The organism is Sphingomonas faeni (assembly GCF_040407495.1).
Lineage (GTDB): Bacteria > Pseudomonadota > Alphaproteobacteria > Sphingomonadales > Sphingomonadaceae > Sphingomonas > Sphingomonas faeni_D.
This window is the reverse complement of record NZ_JAPZPP010000003.1, coordinates 272,916-293,106: the sequence shown is the minus strand read 5'-3', so window position 1 is coordinate 293,106 and position 20,191 is coordinate 272,916. Positions and strand designations below refer to the sequence as shown.

Below are 20,191 nucleotides of genomic sequence, written 5' to 3'. Positions count from 1 at the left end.
TGGTGTTGCCGTGGGGGATCACTTCGCAGCCCATCCGGCCGCGTCGTAGGCCGGCCCTTCTTTCACGTAGAAGGTCGATCCAGCGCCACCATCCGTCCGGCGATATGTCGAACCGCCCAGAGCCGTCAGCGCAGGCGCGCCGGCGCCCGTCACATCGACTCGTCCACGCATGCGTGCTTGGTAAGTGAGCATGCTGATTACTGGGCTCGCGAAGGCGTCGCACGCCGAGCGCAGCACCGCCTCGTTGCCCGCCGCATTCCAGTGCAACCCATCGATCGTCAGTCCGCGACCGAAAAAATCGATCGCGTAGAGCGGGATGTAAGGCACGCTGTAGCGCTCACAGGCAGCGACCTCTGCCGCGACGTAATCGACATAGACGGTGCCGCTGTGAACGTTGTTGTTCGACGGTGGGATGCCGAGTTTGACGACGTAGAGGCCGGCATCAAGAGCCTCGGCGAATACCTTTTCGAGGTTCGCCTGATAGCTCGCGACCGGGGTCGAACCGCCCGCGCCTGCGTCCGGGTTGGCGTCGTTCGTGCCGGCAGCGATTATCAGCAGGCCCGGAACCGCTGTGCCAGTAACGCCGCGCGAAGCCTGCGCGATGATGCTGGCAAGCGGTGCGTCCGTGGCAAACTGCGCCATCCGCCAGTTGGCCCGACAGATGCGATGGAAGTTCGGAACGCGGACGTTCGCGGCACGAATGCCAATCCGGAACAGCGACGTAACGGTGACGGACCCACCCGACGCGGTGAGCGTGTACGTGTCAGACGCGGTTGTCCCCGTCGCGATCGGCGTACGCGACACGTCGTTCGCCGCGGTGCCTGCCGTTGACTGTGCATCCAGCGCAGAGCCGCTGCCGGCGCGCGTGAGCGTCAGTGTTCCGGCACCCGGCGAGCGGTCGTAGGTGTACGCTACGCCAGAGAACGTGCCCGTGAAGCTCATGCTATCGCCAGCCGCGAGAACGCGCGCCGTTCCTGCGGGGCCGCTGCCGCCTTGCGAACCGCCGCTATAGGTCATGCCGTATCCGCCAACGACGAAGTTAGTCATTCCGATGACGCTGGTCGTGTCGAGGTCGCCGATGCAGGCTTGCGCGAACCGCGTCCACCACTGGTTGGTCAGGATGTCGGGTAGCCCGAAACCTTCCAGAAGGCTGTCGCCGAGGGCCGTTACTGTCCCACCAGCGACGCACACCCGCTCGAGTATGGTTCGGAAATGCCGACGAAAGTCTAGGTCGCGCGGCGCTGCCGGCAGGAAGACGCGACCGCCGCGATCGAACAAGCGACCATTGCCCCAGACGCGGCCAGGCGAAACCGTATCGGCCTGATAGTCACCGGCCGGAAGGCGAGGCATCGGGAAGGCCAGCAGGCCGTCGCGGATCGCTGCGCTGTTGCCCGCGGGAGTTGCGACCGGGGATACGCCGCGATCGTTCAGCGACTGCGACGCTTCCAACATTTCGGCGGTCGTCGTCAGTTGCCCTAGTGCGGCGACCTCGGCATTGATCAGCAGTTCGTAATCAAGCGGGGTGTAAGCGAGCTGCTGACCCGATGCCAGCGCGGCGCCCTGGACACCCGTTAAAGTTTTCGCTCCGACTTTCGGATGATACGCCGGAAGGTCCAGGACGGGGGCGTCATTAGTACGGATTGCTAAGTAGAGGTTATCTGCGGCGACTGTGTAATTCCAGTCGGTGACAACAGATACGCCGTTTGCAAAGGCCCGGTTGTACGTGGAGACAATCGTGTCGATTGACAGGTCTGGCTTCAGGGTGACGATCGCGAGTTTCGCACCCGCGCCACCGACCCGGTAATAATCAAGCGAGAGTCGGGGAAGCGGGCCGCGCGGCAATGGGACCGTGTTGACGTAGGTCGTGGCGCCTAATGCGCCGGCGATGTCGCTGGGGGTAAGGTCTGTTGGCCCCCAGCGTACGTTCTGCATGATCGCAGCAGAAGCTTCCGACGCCCAAGATTTCGCAGATCTGGTGCCATCTCCCCCCGGAGATCCAGTGCCTTCCGCCCAGTCTCGAGCCTTGTCGACAACAGGCTGCACGACAGCCGCAAGCTGACTGTAGAAACCGGTATCCACCACATAGCCCCCAACGGCGCCAGTTCGATTAACGTAGACGCCGTTCTTCGCGGTATCCGGATCAGCGTACACGCGGGCTTGGTTGCCGGCGTCCGAAGCTGGCGCGGCTTGAGCGAGCGCGAGGGTTTCATAAGGCGCAGCGCCATCGATCGAAGAAAGCAACGCGGCCGAGGCCGTAGTGCTGAGCCGCGTTAGATACAAACGCAGCGCAGGCATCGGGACGTCCTGACCATCGATCAGGAAAGTTGGAATTTCGGCCATGTGGGTTTCCCGTCTTAGAGGTTAGTTTTCGATTGTCAGGACGGTCACGGTCGCGCCGATCAGGGCGGAGACGACGCCGGCAAGGGAGGCGGTCGTGACCTTCACGCGGCAGCCGTCCTTCGAGATGCTGCCGGCGACGATCTCGGCTTTGACCGCGCCGACCAGAAGCGCCGGTGTTGCGCCGACGATCGCGACCTGAGGCGGTACTGTGTATCCGGTGAAGACGATGTCGGTGATCCCGCCGACGACCGTGACGCCACTGAAGAACGCGACGCGCTTTGCGGCGTTAAGGTTCGGGGCGTTGGCCTTGGCCGTGATGCCCGCTGTGCCGACGTAACCGACCGCGGGCTTCGCGCCGGTGCCACCCGTCCAGTCAACGACCTTCAGGTAACGGGCGGTGCTGTCCGCCTCGATCGCGAGCATTGGCGTCCAGGCGGACGCGCCGTTCGGGCCCGCGTCGGGCTCGATCGGCTCGATCCCACCCGCGCCCCGTACCGCTACGGAAGACCCTAGCACCTTCACGAGACGTTTACCGTGATCTGAGGGCTATCCACCGTTGTTCCTCCATCGGTGCTGAAAGCGCGGATGCGGTATGTGTGAGCGCCGGTCGCGGGCGGGTTATCGGTCGCTGACAGGGTTGCGCCGAGACCACCGACGATCGAAGCCGGAAGCGCCGCGCCGTCACGCACGATGACGATGTGATCGAAGAGCGACGACTTCGGATTGCGCCAGTCGAGCTTGACCGTAAGCGCCGCCGTCTGCGCGCCCTTGAACTCGGTCGGGGCGTCGAGCGGCAGCGCCTGTGGCGTGTCCCCGATCAACTCCGCCTGGTCGATCGTCTGCACGACCCCGCGATCGATCTCGTCGGCGACCGTCCAGGCGTACATATCCTCGTTCTCTTCGCGAACGCTGACGGGGACGCCAAAGCCGGGCGAGATAGACCAGTTCGAAACGGTGAACGCTGTATTCGCCAGACGGGGGTAGCGGTTGCCCCCGAGCATCACGGTATCCATCGGCGCAAGCCCGAGCCCGTTGATGTTCAGCGGTAGCGACAGGGTGATCGCCGCACCACCTTGAAGCAGGCGGATCTTCTGGATCCGCTGCCCGCGCGTGCGGCTCTTCACGAACGGCAGGTCGAGCGAGCCTTGCGCGATGTCCGGCGAGGGGATCGAGCGGGGCGGAAGTTCGTCGGCGACATAGAGCTTGTCGGGATCGTTCCAACTCGCGCTGATCTCGGTCACACGCTGGTCGCCTGGGGTTAGGAGGTCATACGCGACCGCGTCGGCGAGATCGTCTTCGCTTATTGTCGTCGATACGGGCACCCAGTAGCCGGGGCGGGCGAGCATGAGGCCGCCGGAATAGGTGAAGCGACCCGCCATGTTGTCGACGAGAATGCCGCGGACAGAGCTCGGATCGGCGCCCGTCTGCATATAGCCGTCGAGGGTATAGCGAGGCTCCGATCCGCCAGCCTTGAGCGGGACTTGCTCGTCGCAGACGTTGGCCTCTGTGGCGACCCAATCCCAGTCGATCTCTTCCGGATAGCAGCCGAAACCGCCGTCCTCGCGCGGCAGCGCCATCCACCAGTAGAACGCGAGAATGGCGTTGTTCGAATAGCCTGTTGAATCGGTGCGCGGATCGTAGATCTCGTCCGAGCCCTCGACCTCACAAGTGATGATCGGGCGCCCAGCCTGGACGACGTCGTCGGTCATCTCGAACTTCGCATAGACCTTAGCGACGTTCCGGCCGCGGTGGTTCGTCGTCCACTTCCCGCCGCACTCGGCGACGAAGGTCGAATTAGCGACTGCGTCATAATCGCCGCGCTCGAACCAGAGCCATGCATGCCCGGCATACTTGCCCGACGTCACCATGCCAGCGCCGTTGACCGTCACGACCTCGTCATTGAGATACCACCGCGTCAGGCCCTTCACGCGGTGACCGGCGACGACCCAGACGAAATAGCGGTGCGTTTTGCCGACCGGGTGAAAGAACGCCATCTTGAGCGACATCGCTCGGCACTTGCCGATGATGATCTGACTATCCGCCAAGGTCTGCGCGTAATTCTCCGGCTCGCGCTTTGTGCCAGGCGGCGGAATGAGTGCGTTCAAAGCGAGCGTGGCAACCGTGGCGAACACGGCCGCGCCGATCGCGCCGACAACGCTCGCCGCGATACCGGTGAGGCTCAACGCCCCCGCGATCGACAGGCCGCCCGTGGGGGCCGCCAGCGCGATTGCGGCCGCCGCGATGGCAATGCCTGCGACGATCTTGACGACCTTACCCATGACGGACGCCCCAAGCTTGATCGACGTGACGCATCGGCGAGGTTTCGCCGCCGAAGAACTCGGCAACGGGGCCGCGGCAAATGCCGAGCGCCCAGCCCTGCCGAACGATGTCCCCGCGCGTTGCCTGCCGGCGCGGGATGGCAGGGCCCATTGCGGCCGTGACGACGCCGCCCAGGTCACGAACGCCGAGGCGATGCATCATGGCGGCGAACTCCCGTGGTCGGCGCGGCATGGCGCCGACGATGTCGCTGACGTCGCGCCCGGTCTGGTCGAGAACGTGATCGCGCCAGAGGTCCCCGCAATGGCGGCCCCAGTCGGGGTCGCTCAAAGCACCGCGTCCTGTTTGGCTTTCGCCCAGAGGATCGGGATGCTCGGCAGCTGGGGCATGTATTCGAAGAACCGATCGCCCGGATATTTCTTCTGCTGCGCCGCGTCGGTGTAACGCTTGATCGAGGGGCGGCGCTGGTCGAGCATCCGGCTTTCACCGGTGACGATCACGCTCAGGTCGACCCCGTCGACGATCTGGTAGCTGTCGAGCTTTGCCCTGGTGAGCAGCTTGTAGGCCTGGACGATCTGCCGGGTCTCGTTCAACGCCCCGATGTAGACGCGGAAGTCGGCACCGCGCACCGCCTGCTCTTCGATGTGGTCGCGATGTTCGGACGGGATGCCGACGATCGTCACCTTGACGCCGGGTGCTGAGCCGTCGGTGCTCTCCCCGATCGATTCAAGCGAGCCGATGCACTTGCCCTCTTCCGAGCCGATCCCGACCCAGTCGGCGTCGGCGAAACTGATCTCGCCGCTGCCCGTCCAGATGAACACCGGGTCGGGCAGGTCAATCCCGACAGCGAAAAATGGACGAACGACGTCCTTCTCGATCTCAGCCTGAAGCGCGGGCGGTATCTTGCGAACGCGGGGCATCAGATCGGCACCTCGACAAAGTCGAGCGTGTATTCGGTCGACTCGCCGACGGCCGTCTCGTTCGCACCGGCGTCGTCGGAGACGAGCTGGTAGCGTCCGGGCGGCTGAACCGTGATCGCGCTGCCTGCCGGAACGTCGAAGTCGAGCGGCGGGATGAAGCGGACCACCGCGCGACCGTTACCGTCGGCGACTGAAGGCCGAAGGATGATATGTGGCCGCCCGTCGCCGCCGATCATGTCGCCCGGCAGGAACACGGGCTCGTTCGGAAGGAAGCCCACGAAGGCCATTTCGGTTGCACCGCGTACCGCCGCCTCGTTCAGCGGCTCGGACTCCGCCGGAACGACGAAGCGCTCGCCCATGTTGAACTCTTCGCCGTTCACGAACGAATAGCGAGCCCCGGCGAATTGCGAGTAATACCGCCGCAAGCCGGGCGGATAGGGGCGGCGGAAGTCCCAAAGCTCGGTCGTCCTCGCGCCGCCTTCCTGCTCCGCGATCCAAGCGTCCATTTCGCCGCCCCAGGCGTCCGCGCCTTCGTACCCGTCGTATCCCGTGCGGAACGTCACGCGGGCAACCCATAGCGGTTTCGACAGACTCAACGTCTTCACCGCACGGGTCCAAGGGCTTTGCGACCGACTGTTGTACGGCTGAAGATAGAACATCGCCCGATAGGGGCGGGCGTTCGCTGGGAAAGGCACGTCGGGAAGCAAATACTCCGGCATTTACTTCCCCCCCGCACGGCGACGATTGGCTTCGGTGACAGCCGACATGACCTGCGACTTCGTCTGCTGCGCGTTGGCCTGGACATATGCCTTGTCGGCAATGTCGACGGCGCCGGTGTAGGTGATCGGCATATGCACGACGGTCGTGCCGACGGGGCCGTTGTCGTTCGCCTTGCTGATATTGACGTGCTCGCCGACCGAACCGCGGAACATCACGAGGTTCTTGTCGATGCCTGCCTGCCCGCCGATCTTGAACGAGCCGCCGGTCTTGAAGCCCGGAAGCTTCAGCCCCGGATCGATCGCGCTCATAGGTCCGCCAGCATCCCAGCCCGTCATATCGACCGGCCCGATCGTGCCCGCACCGGTGCCCTTGCCGAAGACACTGCCGAAGATCGAGCCGAGCGCGCCCATGATGCCGCCGCCACTGCCGCCCGCCGCGCCATCGCCGGCGTTTGAGAACAGCTTTGCGATGGCGTCCGACAGCGAGTTGAGCGCCTCTTCGAGCCCCTTGGCGACGCGATCCTTCCACCAGTTCTTGACCCAGCCCTTCAGGTCGCCGTCTAGCGCCGCCTGGAACCCGCCCTTGATCGTGTCGCGGAAGATGCCCTGCTGACGAGCCTGCTCGTCCTGCATTGCTTCCGTCATCGCCTGCGCGTGCGCTTCTTCGGGCGAGAGCCCTAGTTCGCGCTGCAACTCCCGCTCGCGCTGGCGGACGGCGATCTCGCGCTCAAGCTGGCGGATTCGCTCGTCGCTATCGCCGCGCGCCTGGGCGAGCTTCAGTTCGCGATCCTGCGCGTCGTCCGCCAGCAACCGGGCGCGGACGCCTGCCCGCTCGCGATCGATGTCGGCTTGCTGCTTCTGCGCGAGGATCGTCGCTTCGGCCAGCGACAGCCCGTCGCGCTGGAACCCGAGGATACGATTCTGGATTTCCTGCTGACGCTCCAAGCTCTCTTCGAGCGTGCGGTTGCCGGCGATGCTCGCAAGCTGGATCCGGTGCGACAAGTCGTCGCGCGCCAAGTCCTTTGCGAGACCATCCCGACGGGCAGCCTCGAGCGTTGCCATGTCCCGCGTTGCTGCGGCCGTCGCGGCGACGAGTGACAGACCGGTCCGCTGATAGGCCTCGATCTGCTTCGACAGGTCCATCTTGCGACGAAGGGCTTCCTCTGCGGCGAGATCGCCACGAAGCCGGGCGGCATCGATCTGAACCTGAAACTCAAGCTGGTCGCGGTTCTCCTGGTCGTGCGACGTGTCGCGACCCTTCCCGCCAGACTTGCCCTTCTTCTTCGGCTTGTCGTCGTCGCCAAAGTCGACCGAGCGCTTCGGCTTGGGAGGCGGTGCGGTTTCCTTCGGCTTTTCGGGAAGAGGCGGAGCCGCATCGGCCGCGGTACCGCCGAACCCGAGGCGCTCTTTCATGGCGGCGTATTTGTCGCCGATCCACTTCGCCGCGTTGCCGATCCACGTCATCAGCCCGCCGAACTTGTCGACGAGCCATGCCTTCACGCCCTCATAGACTCCCTTCGCCGAGGCGACGACGTTCGGAAACGCGTTGGCGACATAGTTGACGCCGCTCTGCACGGCCTCACCGAACCACGCCATGACGGAAGTGAACCCGTCCGAAAGCCAAGCCTTCGCGGCCTCGTAGCAGAGGCGCAGCGGTGCCTCCATGTCGGGCACGAGCGCGACGATCATGTCGACCATCGCGCCAAACACGGCGTCGAGCACGCGACCGGCCGCCTCCCATGCCCCGGCGAAGTCGCCGCTGAGCAGAGCCGACACGCCGTCGACAAACGCGGCGAGGACATCGACGAAGCCCTCGATCGCCTGAACGCCGACGTTCATGACACGGACGAGCACTTCGCCGAACATAGCGAGCACGCCGCCCAGGACGGTCCCGATCACGTCTGCGAGGCCGCGGATCACGTCGACAAGGAAGCCGAACGCCGAACCGATCGGCCCGCCCGATAGCGCGCTGAAGATGCCCGACAGCTTCGCCATGATCGCTTCGAGCGGCGGGCCCAGCGTCGCGACCATCTTGTCCCATACCTGCCCGAGCACGATCAGGATCGTGTCCTTGAACAGCAGGAAGGCGCCAATCGCCCAGCCGACTGGCCCGAGGAAGGCCGCGAACCGTCCGGCGATCATCGTCAGCACGCGCGATAGCCCGAACTCGCCGAGCAAGCCGATGATCGTCGACACGGGCGAGATGAGAAGCCCCAGCGCCCGACCGATCAAGCCGAACTTGGAGGCGGCGAAGTTCGCGAGGAAGATCGCGCCCAGGTGCCCGACGACGAGCAGCAACGGACCGATCGCCGCGGACATCGCGGAGAATGCCGCGCCGATCTTGAGCATCCACGGGGGAGCGTTCGAGATCGTTTCGAGCAGCGAGGCATAGCCGTTCTTGAGCGCGGTCAACGGCGCGAGCAGTCCGCCCTCGATGCCGAACGCGATCTTCAGGCTTTCCCATGCGGTGCTGATCCGCTTGCTGGCGGCTTCCGATCCTTCGAGCCGCTTGGCGATCTTGCCCTCGACGTCGCCGCCGGCGATCTCCGATTGCAGCTTTTCAAAACCTTCGCGGCCTTGCTCCATGAGCCCGATCGCGGTTCGCGCGGCGTCGGCGCCGAAGACTTTCTCAAGCCCCTTGCTCTTCGCCTCGTCCGTCAGGTTGCCATATGCCTTGCGCAGAACATCGGCCTGCTCCGACAGCGGCTTCAGTTGGCCGTTGGCGTCGAAGAACGACAGCCCCAGCTTTTTCATCGCGCCTTCGGCTTCCTTGCTCTTGCCGGTCAGCGTCTGAATATACGTCTTGAACGACGTGCCCGCGTCCGCGCCACTCGTGAACTGCGTGCTGGTCGCCGAGATCGCGGTCGCAAAATCCATGAAGCTGACGCCCGAGGCCGCGGCGATCGCGCCGCCCTGTCCGACCGCCAGGCGAAAGTCATCGAAGCCGAACTTCGACGTGTCGAGCGCGCCGACGACCGTCTTCACCACACCGGGCAACTCGCCAGCGGTTTTCTTGAACTGCCCCATGACGTCGGTGACCAGCGCCGACGATGCGCTCGCATCGACCATGCCCGCGGCCGATAGGTCGAGCGACGCCTTCAGCGCGCCGCCGAGAATGTCGGACGTCGAAACGCCAGCGAGACCGAGTGCTTCGATCGCGCCGGCCGCTTCCGTTGCGCCCTTGCCGACCTGCGGCCCAAGGGTGCGCGCTTGGTCGGAAAGCGCCTTCAGCTGGTCGCCCGAGATATTGCCGAGCGCCGCCTCGACTTTCTTCATCTGCCCTTCGAACGAGCCCGCGCCCTTGTCGACGGCTCGCACCATCGCAGCGAACGGGACCGTGATGCCGACAGTGATGCCGAGGCCGATATTCTTGATACGCTGCTCGACCGCCTGGAACTTCTCCACCAGACGACCGAGGACGCCTTCGACGCCCTTCGCGCCGGCGTCAAAATCCGAGGTATCCGCACCGAACACAACGCGTGCTGCGCCGACCACTGCCATATTCATGAGGCGGTTCCTTCGGTGCGGATCTCGCCGACTGAGGCGGACCATGTGGCCGCCGCGGCGTACATCGATTGCCAGCTCGTCTTCTTGGCCTTCGGCTTGACCTCGGGGGTCGAGAGAAGGTCTTTCAACGGTGTCATTTTCTTGGCGCGTCCAAGCGCCGCCGCCGTCCATGCCGCCTGCATGTGCAGGTCATGCCGGCTGCGAGCCGCCCGCGCTTCGCCTTCGAAGACGCGGGCGATCTCTCGTGGTGTCAGGCGCCAGTATTGTTCGGCGCAGCGCCCGGTTTCGCACCAGCTGGCGTGGAGCGCCGACCAGTCCCACGGACGGGTTTCACCGTCCGCTGCCGAGGGTCCGCCGTGCCCTTTGCGGCCGCCTCCGGAAACGCCTGCTCGACCGCTCGCATGATAAGCTCGAGCGACGGTTCGAGACCGCCGACGGCGTCCATGATCTGCCCGGCCTCCACGTCGGTCATGTCGGGGTGAAGGTCGGTGAGGCCAATGCGGAAGAGCTTGCGGATCGTGCGGAGCGACGGCGAATCGTTCAGCACCTTTTCCAGGCCCGTGATGTCGTCGAGGTCGAACTCGTCCTCGATCGCGCAGAGGGCGTTGGTGCTGAAGGCGAACGTCAAGGTCCGTCCGCCGACCTCGACGCCCATCTGCCCGCGCTGCGGGTTTGCCGCGACCATGATTATGCAGCCACCGTCAGGACGGGCTTGCCGGAGACCTTGAAGGTCGACGAGCCGGTCATCTTGTCATCGAGCGGCGTCGCGCGAGCGTGTCGGGTCGAGAAACCCTTGAAGTCGAGCTTCGCACCGTTCGGGAAGACAACGCGCCAGGTATCGACAGCGCGCGATGCCAGGTGCGCCGCGATCACGGCGTCGTCCATCAGACCCGGAACGAGGTTGTAGGTGATGGCGGCTTCACCGGCATCGCTCCAACCGGGCTTGAACTCGCGGTGAAGGTCAGGGCTGCCGAAGTGCGTGTAATCGATGCTGTCGCGCGACGTCTCCGGCAACGTCAGCTCGGTCATCTCGGCGAACGGGGTATAGACGGCGCCGACAAGTTTGCCGAACGTCGTCAGGGCGCCAATGTCGGTCGCCGCTACAGTCTCTGCCATGCTTTCCTCCTAGTTGGCGCAGCGCGCCAAGTGGTCACTGTTGAACTTCGGCCTGCGTCGAGGCCGTTTCGGGGGGCGGGGTCGTCTGCGCCTGGTCGACCGGGGCGGCAGGCGTCTTCACCGGCGCTGCCCGCGCCGATCTCGTTCGCGCCTTGGGCGCCTTGCGCGCAGGGCGCGCAGGCTTCGCAGGCGTATCGATTTCGACAGCGAGGCGGAGGTCGACGAGTTCGGCGCCGCGTTCGGCGGTCACCGTCATCTTCGTACCTGCCGCGACGTCGGCGTTGTCCGGGTCGGTCGCCTGCTTGTCGATAAAGGGCGACGTGATCTCAATTCGCATGTCGGTCACTCCGTTGGGATTGGTGTGTGCCAGACCGAAATATCGAGGCTGGTACGGTGAACTGGGCCCTCGGCGTCCTCGTCGTCGTCGCTGCGACGATCGAGGGGGAGGGTGCGAAGGCGGACGCCGGGAAGGTCGCCGCGGAACCCGACGAGCAGGCCGCCCGATCGACCGCGGGGAACGATGATGTCGGCGAGATCCCGGGCCGCTTTGAAGGTGCGGCCCCAGCAATCGATCTGAACCCGGTCGCGGCTCCATCCGCTCGAACCGCCAAGGTTCATGCGAATGCCGCCGCCGGCCGAGTGCAAGGTGATCGCCGGCAGCGTTGAGCCCTGCGACCGAACGCCCCAGTCGATCCGGGTGCCGACGCGATCGGAAAGCGCCGCCGTCCCCAGCAGCAAAGCACGAAGGCCCTCTTCCATTGGATTAGCCCTTCCTGCCGGCCTCAAGCACGGCGTCGATGCCATCTTCGGCGATGCCCCGCATGGCCGTGTCGACGTTGCTGTCGAAGGCCGGGCGGATGAACGGGTTCGGAGACTGGCGAAAATTGCCGAACTCTTCGGCGATGACCTGGGGCAGCGGCCCCGGACCGACGTTGACCTCGATCTCGGCAATCGGGACGTGCGAAGCTTCCTGCGCGGGGGACAATTCTTGGCTAACCGTCACGCTGTCCGCCATCTGCCCCGATCGCCGCGCCGCATGCGCCCGCATATCTTCGGCCATCGGTTCGAGGTGCTCGACCATGATCGGAACGAGCGTGGAACTGCGCAGCGCGGCGCCCATCTTTTTAAGGTTCCGCGCGATCTCGTCGGTCCCCTCGATCCGGACCTTCATCTTCATGAGCGTATGTCGGGCTGCGACGTCGTCGTGATCTCGATCGCGTCGTTCCGCCGATCGCCGACTTCCTTGGTGCCGACAACGTCGTAGGTCGCGCCGCCCCAGGTGATCTTGTCCTTGCCGCTGATCGTGCGCGTCAGGGCATCGCTCAGCACGACGAAGCGGGTGTCGAGGCTTTGCCCTTGCTGGTTCGCCCGCATGCGCTCGCCGTCGCTGACGTCGACCTTCTTCGCCCAGCGCTTGCCGATCGATACGGGGTTGCCGGGCACCGTTGCCAAGCCGTCATTGACCGAGCCGGAACGCCAAAACTCGATGCGGCGATTGAGCTCGCCCTTTTTCACAGCTGTCGCAATCGAAAATAACGACACAGCTTGCGCGCGGTCGCTTCCGCCGCTTGAAGCACTTCGCCGCCCTCGCGATCGGCATCGTAGGCGCCGATAAGCACAAGCATGGCGCGGCGGAAATTGCCCGGAACCGCGTCGTCGTCTTCATAGCCAGCGCGTACAAGGACGGTCACCCCGGTCGCCGCTGACGGCCACCGACTACCAGCGGCCGGAGAAACAAGCGCCGGGCGGTGGCTCGTCGACACTATGCGGGCGCCATAAAGATTCGTCGCCGCACCGGTGTTCGGCGTATAGCCGATACCAACGGTTGCATTTGGCTTTATCGGCCACGCACGAAGACGAAGCCGCCCAAAATTGTCGAACTGTTCAACAACGTCGCGAGCGACGAGGATATGCCCGGTATATTCTTCAATCCAAGCCGCGGCATCTTTGATGAAACCTTGTATCTCGTCGTCTTGCTCGTTGTCGTCGACGCGAAGCTGCCGCTTGGCATCTTGCAGGGATACCGGGATCGGCATGAGCAAACCTCGCGGGCGGGAGTAAGGCGCCGGCCGAAGCCGACGCCGAATGTTCAGTTCTGCGCCTTCAGCGCCTTCTCGACGGCCTCGCGACCATCGAGCGAGGGATCGTTGAAATCGATCCGGTTCTGATCGTCCGTCGTGCCCGATCGCGGGTTGTTGTCGACGGCCGGGTGATCGAGATCGATGTCGGTTGTCTGCCGCGGTGCGCCCGACGGCGAAAACTCCGACGCTGCCGCGAGATCGGCGGCTTCGGTGGCCTTTGCGGCCTTGGTAACGGTCTTACTATCCATCATGCTTCTCCTGGTTCTCCGAAACCCCGGCGCGCCGCAGCTTCGAAGAACCGGGCCGGTTTGAACCGGCCCGGCGGAGATCAGGCGACGTCCTTAGCCGCCTGGATCTTCACGGCCCGCATGGGCTCGGGATTGTGGACACCGCCACCGACGCGCTTGGTCGTGTAGAAGTGCACGAACGGCTTGTTGGTGTAGGGATCGCGCAAGATGCGGATGCCGACCCGGTCGATGACGAGATAGGTTGCCTCCATATCGCCGAAGAGCGCGGCGATGTTGCCAGCAGCGACCAGCGGCATGTCTGGATATTCGACGACCGGCGCGCCGGCGAGCGTCTGCGGCTGACCCGACGCATAGGACGGCTGCCAGAGGTAGTTGCCCTGACCATCCTTGAGCTTGCGAGCGGTACCGACCGACAGCCGGTTCATATGCCACTTGGCGTTTGCGGCATATTCGCTCGGCAGGTCGTACATGACGTCAAGCAGGCCGTCCCCGCTCAAAGCCGTCGCAGCCTGCGAACCGAGTGCCTTGATGGCACCGTACGGATGGCGGGCGGCGTTGGCGGCACCGGTGACGTAGGTCAGCACGCCATAGGGCTTGTTGACGCCGTCGCCGCTGAGGAACGCGATACCCTCCTGCCGATTGAACTCGGTGTCGACTTCGCTGCCGAGCCACTGCTCAAGGTCAACCGCGGCATCGTCCAGCAGCTGCTGAGTGATAGCGGGATTGGCGTAGAGCTCGCCCGGCGTGAACTCGAGCACGCCGATCTGCGGCGTGGTGGTGGCAGGACGGCTGGCCGTCTCGCCGACCCAGCCCGAACCGACGTTACGATCGCCGAAATACTTCTTGAAGCCGGCAACGCTGATCGTGATGACGCGCGATTCCTGACGCATCGGGCTGATACGCTTGAGCTTCTCGCCGATCGTACGATCCCATTCGATCGGCGCGAGGTACCCGCCGTCCGCGTCGGTACCGCGCGACATCGCCGCCTGAACATCAGCCGGCGCCTTGTCGCCCTTGCGCATATGCGCCTTGAACGCCGCCGAATATTCCGGGTCGCCCTGGATGTCGCCGATGACACCGCCGTTGCCGAGCTTGGCGGCGGCCTGGATCTTCGCCTGGTCGTCGACGGCGGTCTGCAACTCGGTCAACGCGGCGTTGATCGTGTCCAGCTTGTCGGTCGTCAGGACGTCGGTCTTTCCGGCCTTGATCTCGTCGAGCTGCGCGATGTGCGTAGCCTTGAAGGCTTCCCAGGCGACGGCAAGCTCACCGAAGTTGGCGGGAGTTTTGGCTTGAGCCTCGGCGCGCACGGCGATGAGGCCTCGGCCCAGCGCGGTACCACCGCGCAGGTTCGTCTGCATATTCATGGTATGGTTCTCGCTAGATAGAGAGGGCAGCAAGGGCGCTGGCGAAACCAGCGTCCGGTTCATCGCCAGCGTTGTGCGTGGCAGGTTCGGGATTGGCGCGGCGAGCGCCAACCCCCATCGCGCGGTAAAGTTCTCGCCGCTCGGCGCGCGGCATTCCCTTCGTCGCGAGAAACTTGTCGAGTGACGCCTTGTCGTTCGGAAGGTCGTCCGCCTTCGCATACACGGGCATCTGAGCTTCACGCTCCATGACGGTGTCCGCGAAGCCGATGTCGACCGCTTCCTGTCCGCCGATAAAGGTTTCGGCCTTCATCATGGCGAGCAACTCGTCGGCGGACTTGGTCGAGCGGGCATCGTAGACGTCGACCATCGCGCTATCGAGCTTGCGCAGGGTGACGATCGCCGCTTCCATGTCGTCGGCGTTGCCAAAGAACACGCCCTGCGCCTGGTGAATCATGATCTCGGCATTGTGAGCGATCTCGATCGTGTCACCCGCCATAGCGATGATGGATGCGGCCGACGCGGCGATGCCGAGGATCTGCACGTTCACAGCCGCCGAGTGGCGACGGAACAGATTGTAAATCGCGACGCCCTCGAAATAATTGCCGCCCGGCGAATTGATTTCGACCGTGACGGCCTTGTTGCCGATCGAGCGCAGGGCACCCGCAATGCGCGACGCCGTCACACCGTTGCCGTCATAGTCCGCGCCGATCCGATCGAATATCGAGATCGTCGGGTTGTCCGATGCCAGTGCGCGGACTTCGAAGTGAGCGAACTCCGCGTCCAGCGCCTGTGTTTCGAACTGCCAGTCGTTACCGCCGCCAAGATCGGGCATCGCTGGCGGACGCGCTGCAAGGACCGCGAGCAAGCTATTTCGCATCATCATCCTCATTTTCCTTCTGGACGGCCGCCGCCGTGGTTCCCTGCCGGGGCAAGTCATCGCCGCCGGCGATAGGGTTCTTGTCCATGTATTCGCGCGCTTCGTTCGGCGTGAAGAAGCCGGTGTTGGGACCGAGCGCTGCCTTGAGGAACTCCGCCTGCTCTTTCAGTGAGCCGCGCAGCAGCGCCCCATCGTTGAACTTCGCGTACATGGTTTCCTGCTCGACTGGCGTGAGCAGGCAGAACCAGATCGCCTCTTCCCAGATGACGAACCATTGCAGCAGGCAATAAGTGACGAAGAACAAGCCAAGCTGCTGAATGCCGGAACCCCAGCTCGTTTCATCGAACATGAGGAGCGGACGGGGTGCGCCCGTGAAGCGGCTAATCTCTTCCGCTTCCAGCTTCCGCATCTCGACCAAGGAGTTATCCTTGGCCGTGCCGGATAGAACTTTCGCTTTCAGGCCCTCTTCCAAGATGAGGAAGTCTTCTTCGGCATCAATGCCGGTGAAATTCTCGCGAAGGCTGTCTCGCAGACGGCCGTACGCTTCTTCGCCAAGCTCCTGATCGGTTTCGAGAGCGCCTCGAACCATGGTGCCCTTGTCGTAGATCCGGCCCGCCGCCTGTAAGGCGCGATGCGAAAGCCCAAGAGTGTCAGCGGCTATATCGAGCAGCGAAACGCCGGTGAGGCCGTCTAACGAAATCGGAGCGCGAAAATGGAACACGTCGTCTTTCGATAGTATCCGCGCCCTGCCCTTCGCCGGTTGATATTGGAACGATAGATCGAAAGTATCCGACAGCACCGGCTTCACAGACCGGCGAGGAAGCGGAATCAACTGCCGAACCGCGCCGCGTGACTTAACCTTGAGTGCGTACGCATTGCCATCGAGCAGTGCGCAGGTCTGCATATGGCTCTTAAACTGGCTCGCCGTCTGGTAGTCGTTCGCTTTCCTGTGCAGCACATTGAATAGCGGATGATCGCGGGCCTTCTCACGCGTTCCATCGGCTTTGAGGCGCATAAGGTGCGTTGGAAGCATCCCCATCGATCCCGAAATTAGCGAGAGCGCGCGGAAGAACGTGCTGTTGCGCATCGCCAAGCGATCGCTCACGCCAATGCCAGCGACACCAACGCGACCACCGTCGCCGCGCATCGCCTCAAGCAACCTCGGGTCACTCAGATCGTACCCATCATACGCTACTATCGGACCGGACAGCTTGGGCCCGGCCTGCACGCGTGGTGCATACGAACGCCGGCCGCCAGCCGCGCGGATGTAATCAGTGGGCGACAGCGCCATACTCGCCCTCCTTAAACGCGCCGGACGCCACGGGAGGCGTAGACCGACTTCTTTTTCGGCTTTTCGTGAGCCGTCGCGCCGCCGATCGCCATCGCGGTCGTGACCATTCCATCGATACGGCCGCGTGATCGGGTTTTGTCGAAAGCCCGGTTTCCCTGCCCGTCGGAGTCGATCGCAGCGTTCGCCGCGCAACTGTAGGTGACGGGCGATGCGTCGATGATGACGCGCTCTTCGAGGATCCGATCTTCGGTGCGGGTGATCGAGTGCGGCATGCAAAGCTGCCGATCCTCGAACATGACCTTCTTGCCCTGGGCGTGCGCGACGATCTTTAGACCGCGCCCCTCGGGCTTCCCGGGCCCCTCGTATCGCCACACCGAAAGGCCGACAGACTCGCAGGCGGCAATGAAGTCGGCGATGAACGCCACGTCGACGAGAAGCTCTTCGACCATCTGCTCGGCGACGAGGTTAGCGACCTGCATCGCGACGAACGTGTAATCGATCGTCGCGCCGGGCGTGGCGACCAGATAGCCGTCTTCGACCCATTCGACGTAAGGCGCTTTGTCCGCCTCGGCACGATCGCGAAGACCGTCTTGGGTCGTCCAGTACCACGACTTCACGGCGAGCAGTTCGTCGACAGTCGCTTCCCATGCGGCGCTAAGCGCGGTGAGATCGTTCTTCTTCGAAAGGTCCAGCGCGAGCCAACAGCGCCGCTTGCGCATCTTGGTCGCGTCGACCGCACCCTGAACCGCCGACCACTTCTCTTCGCTGATCCAAAAATCCGCCGACGCGGTATCGATGCCGAAGTAGAGGCGCTTCACGCTCGACTTGGTCGAAGGTCGCAGCAACGCGGAAGCGACCGTCTCTCGAATGTTCTCGATCGGGAAGGTCTCGCCCAGCGCCGGCAACGATTTCTGCCAGCACTTCTCGTTCTCAAGGACGTTCTCGCGATCGGCCTTGTCGACGCGGGCGATGAACGAGAACGCGCTATCGTCGCGCGCCTCGCCCTTCGCGATGAGCTGATACATGCTCGAGTAGGACGTGCCGACGTGCTGGTTCGTCGCTGGCGTGTTCGTCCCCAGCAACATGAGGGCGTTGCCTGCGACCTTGTCGATCGCGCGCTTCCACGTCTCGATAGAATAGTCGTTGCTGAACTCGTGGATCTCGTCACCCGCCACATAGGACGGGCGCGGGCCCGACTGGGCGTCGCCGCTGGCGATCGGTTGGAAGAAACCGCCGCTGTCCGGGTGCTCGATCTTCCAGGCGTTTTGCAGTTCGCCACGAATGACAACCTCGCCGCGCGTTTCGAGACTGTCGCCCTCGTCGTGATCCGGAATCGTCGCGCGGCACATGGCGACGGCATCGCGAAACAGGACGTTCGCCGTCGCCTTGTCCTCGCCGATCGCGTAGCACTGCGGCCGGGCGATGTCGCACCATCCCATGATGTAGACGCCGATCGCGCCCATCAGCGGCGACTTGGCCTGCCCCTTGCCGGTCTCCAACCAGCCCGAGCGAAACCGCCAGCGGTTCTGCGCATTGCGCCAGCCGAACAGGCTGCCGCCGACGAACGTATGCCACTCGAGCGGGTAGAACGGTTGACCGGCCGCAGGGCCGTCCGTCACCTGAAAGACCGAGGGCAAGAAGTTCAGAAAGTGTGCAGCCTCTTCCGGCCGCCAGTAGATGCCGCGTCGTTCACCGTCGCGAATGTCGCGAAGGTGACGTTCGGCAGCATGGCGGACGAGCTCGCCGGAGGTGAAGAGCTTCCCCTCGACCGCGGCTTTCGCCCAGGCTGTCGTAGGATCGGGATCGCTTAGGAACCGATTAGCCACGCGGTTTCAGGTACGCATCGGCGCCCGTCCTGCGACGAACTTTCTTCTCGATCTTGCCGCCGGCTGCGCGCTCGCGCGGCGAGATGCAAAGCTCTTTCTCAAGAGCCTGCGCTTGGCTCGCAGCGTTGGACATCGTCGTCCACCACGGGTTGAACGTCGGGACGCCGGTGCGCTTCGCCTTGATGACCGGCCCCAGCTTCAGCACCTCTTTCGCGGAGAGGTCGAAGGTGACGTAGGCGACGACGAGCCGGACGATCGAATGCGAGTTCGCGACCGCCAATTTCTCGGCGCTGCGAACCTCGCTGACGATGCTCTTCCAGTAGCCCGACGCGGCCTCGCGATCGGCTGCGCGACCGAAGAGCGTGCGCCAGTTCGGTTCGGGCGGAACGCCCGCGCCGCCCGGTAATTCGATGACATCGGCCACTTGGCCTCCTCGGGAAGGCGAGCCGAAACTCCCCCCCCTCAAAATTTGCTCTCGCTGCGCACGGACGGTCGCCTCCGGTCAGGGACGCAAGCCCTTCAGAACTTATGACAGGGGGGTGTCAGCTGCCCCTGTTCCAAGGATGCGAAGGGTCGGTCGGGCGTCCGCTTGCATCGACACCACGAACGACACCCGATCGTTCTTCGCGTTGGATCTCACCATCATGGTGCGGCTTGCATACCGCCTCCCAATTCCTGCGATCCCAGAACAGCACCTCGTTCCCGCGATGTGGTGTGCGGTGATTGACGACGGTCGCGGTGACGACCCGGCCTTCATTCTCGCAGCGTTCACAAACAGGGTTCAACGCCAGGAAGGCAACGCGTTCGCGCTGCCACTTACCACCGTAACCGCGCTCGGCAGTCTTGCGTCTATCGTTGCGCCAACTGTGTTCGCGCATGGTTACCCTCGCAGATGACAGCGATAGCCAGCAGGTGGGCTCGGCTCTTGCTGCGCGATCCCGCAACCTGGCTGGTGACGACTTACCCAATAAATCCCAAGGTCATTCTTACAATGGTTGCGAACCATTCGCCATGCTCTAAGCTCTTTACACCGTAGCTGATTCGAAACGGTCCGTACTGAACCTAATTAGCTACCGGTTGAACGGGAGATAACAGATGTTCAATTCGATATCGAAACGGTTAGCGCTGCTTGTTGCCCTCGGTTCTGCGATGACGCCAATCGCTCCTGCTATCGCTCAAGGTGGTGGCGACGTGATGTACGAACGCTATTACTATGACGATGCAGCGATGACTGTTCAGGTTGGGTACGAGCGCGACACATGCACGCGGTACGGTGTTGGCGGCGGCCGAACTGAAGGCCGATACGGGCCATACGTCCAGTCTAACCCCATTGCGATCTGCGAGAACGGGCAGCTCCAACCCTATTAACATCAGGCCGGTGTGCCGTGCCCATCTGGCGCGGCGCACCGTCAGCGTATGTTACCTCGCACGGCCGCACGAAGATCGATTGCAGCTTGTTCAGCCTGTTCGATCAAGCGCTCGCTGCGGCCCTGGTGGCGTGACCCTACGGCCATATCCTCGGCGATGCGCAACACGCGCATGCCGATTGCCTCGACATGATCCGCGGTCGTGAGCCGAATAAGCGGAGCAGCCATCTAGACCTCCACATACAACAAAAGCCGCAA

General features: G+C 63.8%; 23 protein-coding genes. All 23 read right to left on the bottom strand.

Going from position 1 to position 20,191, the window contains the following annotated elements:
* Positions 1 to 18 precede the first annotated feature (18 nt).
* Positions 19 to 2,340, bottom strand: coding sequence for an SGNH/GDSL hydrolase family protein (locus O6W96_RS11380; protein ID WP_353469655.1), 2,322 nt, complete (start codon positions 2,338 to 2,340; stop codon positions 19 to 21).
* 21 nt (positions 2,341 to 2,361) lie between these two features.
* Positions 2,362 to 2,862: a hypothetical protein gene (locus O6W96_RS11375; protein ID WP_353469654.1), complete on the bottom strand. Its 501-nt coding sequence runs from the start codon at positions 2,860 to 2,862 to the stop codon at positions 2,362 to 2,364.
* Positions 2,859 to 4,619 carry a hypothetical protein gene (locus tag O6W96_RS11370; protein WP_353469653.1) on the bottom strand — a complete coding sequence of 587 codons (1,761 nt, stop codon included), beginning with the start codon at positions 4,617 to 4,619 and terminating at the stop codon, positions 2,859 to 2,861. The genes O6W96_RS11375 and O6W96_RS11370 overlap by 4 nt, the downstream gene beginning before the upstream one ends.
* On the bottom strand, positions 4,612 to 4,947 hold the full coding sequence (locus tag O6W96_RS11365) for a DUF6950 family protein (protein ID WP_353469652.1): 336 nt from the start codon (positions 4,945 to 4,947) through the stop codon (positions 4,612 to 4,614). The genes O6W96_RS11370 and O6W96_RS11365 overlap by 8 nt, the downstream gene beginning before the upstream one ends.
* On the bottom strand, positions 4,944 to 5,537 hold the full coding sequence (locus tag O6W96_RS11360; RefSeq protein WP_353469651.1) for a hypothetical protein: 594 nt from the start codon (positions 5,535 to 5,537) through the stop codon (positions 4,944 to 4,946). Before O6W96_RS11360 ends, O6W96_RS11365 begins: the two co-directional genes overlap by 4 nt.
* The gene (locus tag O6W96_RS11355) at positions 5,537 to 6,142 is read right to left on the bottom strand and encodes a hypothetical protein (RefSeq protein WP_353469650.1); all 606 of its coding nucleotides are present in this window, start codon (positions 6,140 to 6,142) and stop codon (positions 5,537 to 5,539) included. The genes O6W96_RS11360 and O6W96_RS11355 overlap by 1 nt, the downstream gene beginning before the upstream one ends.
* Positions 6,143 to 6,256: 114 nt before the next feature.
* Positions 6,257 to 9,763, bottom strand: a complete 3,507-nt coding sequence (locus O6W96_RS11350; RefSeq protein WP_353469649.1) for a phage tail tape measure protein — start codon at positions 9,761 to 9,763, stop codon at positions 6,257 to 6,259.
* On the bottom strand, positions 9,760 to 9,945 hold the full coding sequence (locus O6W96_RS11345; RefSeq protein ID WP_353469648.1) for a hypothetical protein: 186 nt from the start codon (positions 9,943 to 9,945) through the stop codon (positions 9,760 to 9,762). The genes O6W96_RS11350 and O6W96_RS11345 overlap by 4 nt, the downstream gene beginning before the upstream one ends.
* Positions 9,946 to 10,013: 68 nt before the next feature.
* On the bottom strand, positions 10,014 to 10,448 hold the full coding sequence (locus O6W96_RS11340; RefSeq protein WP_353469647.1) for a hypothetical protein: 435 nt from the start codon (positions 10,446 to 10,448) through the stop codon (positions 10,014 to 10,016).
* Between the two features lie 2 nt (positions 10,449 to 10,450).
* Positions 10,451 to 10,879, bottom strand: coding sequence for a phage tail tube protein (locus tag O6W96_RS11335; RefSeq protein ID WP_353469646.1), 429 nt, complete (start codon positions 10,877 to 10,879; stop codon positions 10,451 to 10,453).
* A gap of 34 nt (positions 10,880 to 10,913) precedes the next feature.
* Entirely contained in the window at positions 10,914 to 11,216 is a 303-nt protein-coding gene (locus tag O6W96_RS11330) for a hypothetical protein (RefSeq protein WP_353469645.1), read from the bottom strand.
* 5 nt (positions 11,217 to 11,221) lie between these two features.
* Positions 11,222 to 11,638: a tail completion protein gp17 gene (gene gp17 / locus O6W96_RS11325; RefSeq protein ID WP_353469644.1), complete on the bottom strand. Its 417-nt coding sequence runs from the start codon at positions 11,636 to 11,638 to the stop codon at positions 11,222 to 11,224.
* 4 nt (positions 11,639 to 11,642) lie between these two features.
* Positions 11,643 to 12,050: an HK97 gp10 family phage protein gene (locus O6W96_RS11320; protein ID WP_353469643.1), complete on the bottom strand. Its 408-nt coding sequence runs from the start codon at positions 12,048 to 12,050 to the stop codon at positions 11,643 to 11,645.
* Between the two features lie 2 nt (positions 12,051 to 12,052).
* Complete coding sequence (locus O6W96_RS11315) at positions 12,053 to 12,394, bottom strand: phage head closure protein (protein ID WP_353469642.1); 342 nt, start codon at positions 12,392 to 12,394, stop codon at positions 12,053 to 12,055.
* Positions 12,391 to 12,915, bottom strand: a complete 525-nt coding sequence (locus O6W96_RS11310; protein WP_353469641.1) for a head-tail connector protein — start codon at positions 12,913 to 12,915, stop codon at positions 12,391 to 12,393. The genes O6W96_RS11315 and O6W96_RS11310 overlap by 4 nt, the downstream gene beginning before the upstream one ends.
* Before the next feature lie 53 nt (positions 12,916 to 12,968).
* On the bottom strand, positions 12,969 to 13,208 hold the full coding sequence (locus O6W96_RS11305; protein WP_353469640.1) for a hypothetical protein: 240 nt from the start codon (positions 13,206 to 13,208) through the stop codon (positions 12,969 to 12,971).
* An 80-nt stretch (positions 13,209 to 13,288) separates the two neighbouring features.
* A complete protein-coding gene (locus tag O6W96_RS11300) occupies positions 13,289 to 14,566 on the bottom strand; it encodes a phage major capsid protein (RefSeq protein WP_353469639.1) in 1,278 nt (425 codons plus the stop codon).
* 19 nt (positions 14,567 to 14,585) lie between these two features.
* On the bottom strand, positions 14,586 to 15,449 hold the full coding sequence (locus tag O6W96_RS11295) for a head maturation protease, ClpP-related (protein WP_353469638.1): 864 nt from the start codon (positions 15,447 to 15,449) through the stop codon (positions 14,586 to 14,588).
* The gene (locus tag O6W96_RS11290) at positions 15,439 to 16,740 is read right to left on the bottom strand and encodes a phage portal protein (RefSeq protein WP_353469637.1); all 1,302 of its coding nucleotides are present in this window, start codon (positions 16,738 to 16,740) and stop codon (positions 15,439 to 15,441) included. The genes O6W96_RS11295 and O6W96_RS11290 overlap by 11 nt, the downstream gene beginning before the upstream one ends.
* An 11-nt stretch (positions 16,741 to 16,751) precedes the next feature.
* Complete coding sequence (locus O6W96_RS11285; RefSeq protein WP_353469636.1) at positions 16,752 to 18,566, bottom strand: terminase large subunit; 1,815 nt, start codon at positions 18,564 to 18,566, stop codon at positions 16,752 to 16,754.
* On the bottom strand, positions 18,559 to 18,990 hold the full coding sequence (locus O6W96_RS11280) for a P27 family phage terminase small subunit (protein WP_353469635.1): 432 nt from the start codon (positions 18,988 to 18,990) through the stop codon (positions 18,559 to 18,561). The genes O6W96_RS11285 and O6W96_RS11280 overlap by 8 nt, the downstream gene beginning before the upstream one ends.
* A gap of 118 nt (positions 18,991 to 19,108) precedes the next feature.
* Complete coding sequence (locus O6W96_RS11275; protein ID WP_353469634.1) at positions 19,109 to 19,444, bottom strand: HNH endonuclease signature motif containing protein; 336 nt, start codon at positions 19,442 to 19,444, stop codon at positions 19,109 to 19,111.
* A gap of 531 nt (positions 19,445 to 19,975) precedes the next feature.
* Complete coding sequence (locus O6W96_RS11270) at positions 19,976 to 20,161, bottom strand: hypothetical protein (RefSeq protein WP_353469633.1); 186 nt, start codon at positions 20,159 to 20,161, stop codon at positions 19,976 to 19,978.
* Between the last annotated feature and the right edge of the window lie 30 nt (positions 20,162 to 20,191).

Coding starts and splice junctions, on each gene's coding strand:
- gp17 (WP_353469644.1), bottom strand. CDS start 11,638: ATGGAAGAGGGCCTTCGTGCTTTGCTGCTGGGGACGGCGGCGCTTTCC.
- O6W96_RS11295 (WP_353469638.1), bottom strand. CDS start 15,449: ATGCGAAATAGCTTGCTCGCGGTCCTTGCAGCGCGTCCGCCAGCGATG.
- O6W96_RS11300 (WP_353469639.1), bottom strand. CDS start 14,566: ATGCAGACGAACCTGCGCGGTGGTACCGCGCTGGGCCGAGGCCTCATC.
- O6W96_RS11275 (WP_353469634.1), bottom strand. CDS start 19,444: ATGCGCGAACACAGTTGGCGCAACGATAGACGCAAGACTGCCGAGCGC.
- O6W96_RS11330 (WP_353469645.1), bottom strand. CDS start 11,216: ATGCGAATTGAGATCACGTCGCCCTTTATCGACAAGCAGGCGACCGAC.
- O6W96_RS11335 (WP_353469646.1), bottom strand. CDS start 10,879: ATGGCAGAGACTGTAGCGGCGACCGACATTGGCGCCCTGACGACGTTC.
- O6W96_RS11345 (WP_353469648.1), bottom strand. CDS start 9,945: ATGCAGGCGGCATGGACGGCGGCGGCGCTTGGACGCGCCAAGAAAATG.
- O6W96_RS11310 (WP_353469641.1), bottom strand. CDS start 12,915: ATGCCGATCCCGGTATCCCTGCAAGATGCCAAGCGGCAGCTTCGCGTC.
- O6W96_RS11380 (WP_353469655.1), bottom strand. CDS start 2,340: ATGGCCGAAATTCCAACTTTCCTGATCGATGGTCAGGACGTCCCGATG.
- O6W96_RS11340 (WP_353469647.1), bottom strand. CDS start 10,448: ATGGTCGCGGCAAACCCGCAGCGCGGGCAGATGGGCGTCGAGGTCGGC.
- O6W96_RS11305 (WP_353469640.1), bottom strand. CDS start 13,208: ATGGATAGTAAGACCGTTACCAAGGCCGCAAAGGCCACCGAAGCCGCC.
- O6W96_RS11270 (WP_353469633.1), bottom strand. CDS start 20,161: ATGGCTGCTCCGCTTATTCGGCTCACGACCGCGGATCATGTCGAGGCA.
- O6W96_RS11290 (WP_353469637.1), bottom strand. CDS start 16,740: ATGGCGCTGTCGCCCACTGATTACATCCGCGCGGCTGGCGGCCGGCGT.
- O6W96_RS11350 (WP_353469649.1), bottom strand. CDS start 9,763: ATGAATATGGCAGTGGTCGGCGCAGCACGCGTTGTGTTCGGTGCGGAT.
- O6W96_RS11370 (WP_353469653.1), bottom strand. CDS start 4,619: ATGGGTAAGGTCGTCAAGATCGTCGCAGGCATTGCCATCGCGGCGGCC.
- O6W96_RS11360 (WP_353469651.1), bottom strand. CDS start 5,537: ATGCCCCGCGTTCGCAAGATACCGCCCGCGCTTCAGGCTGAGATCGAG.
- O6W96_RS11320 (WP_353469643.1), bottom strand. CDS start 12,050: ATGAAGGTCCGGATCGAGGGGACCGACGAGATCGCGCGGAACCTTAAA.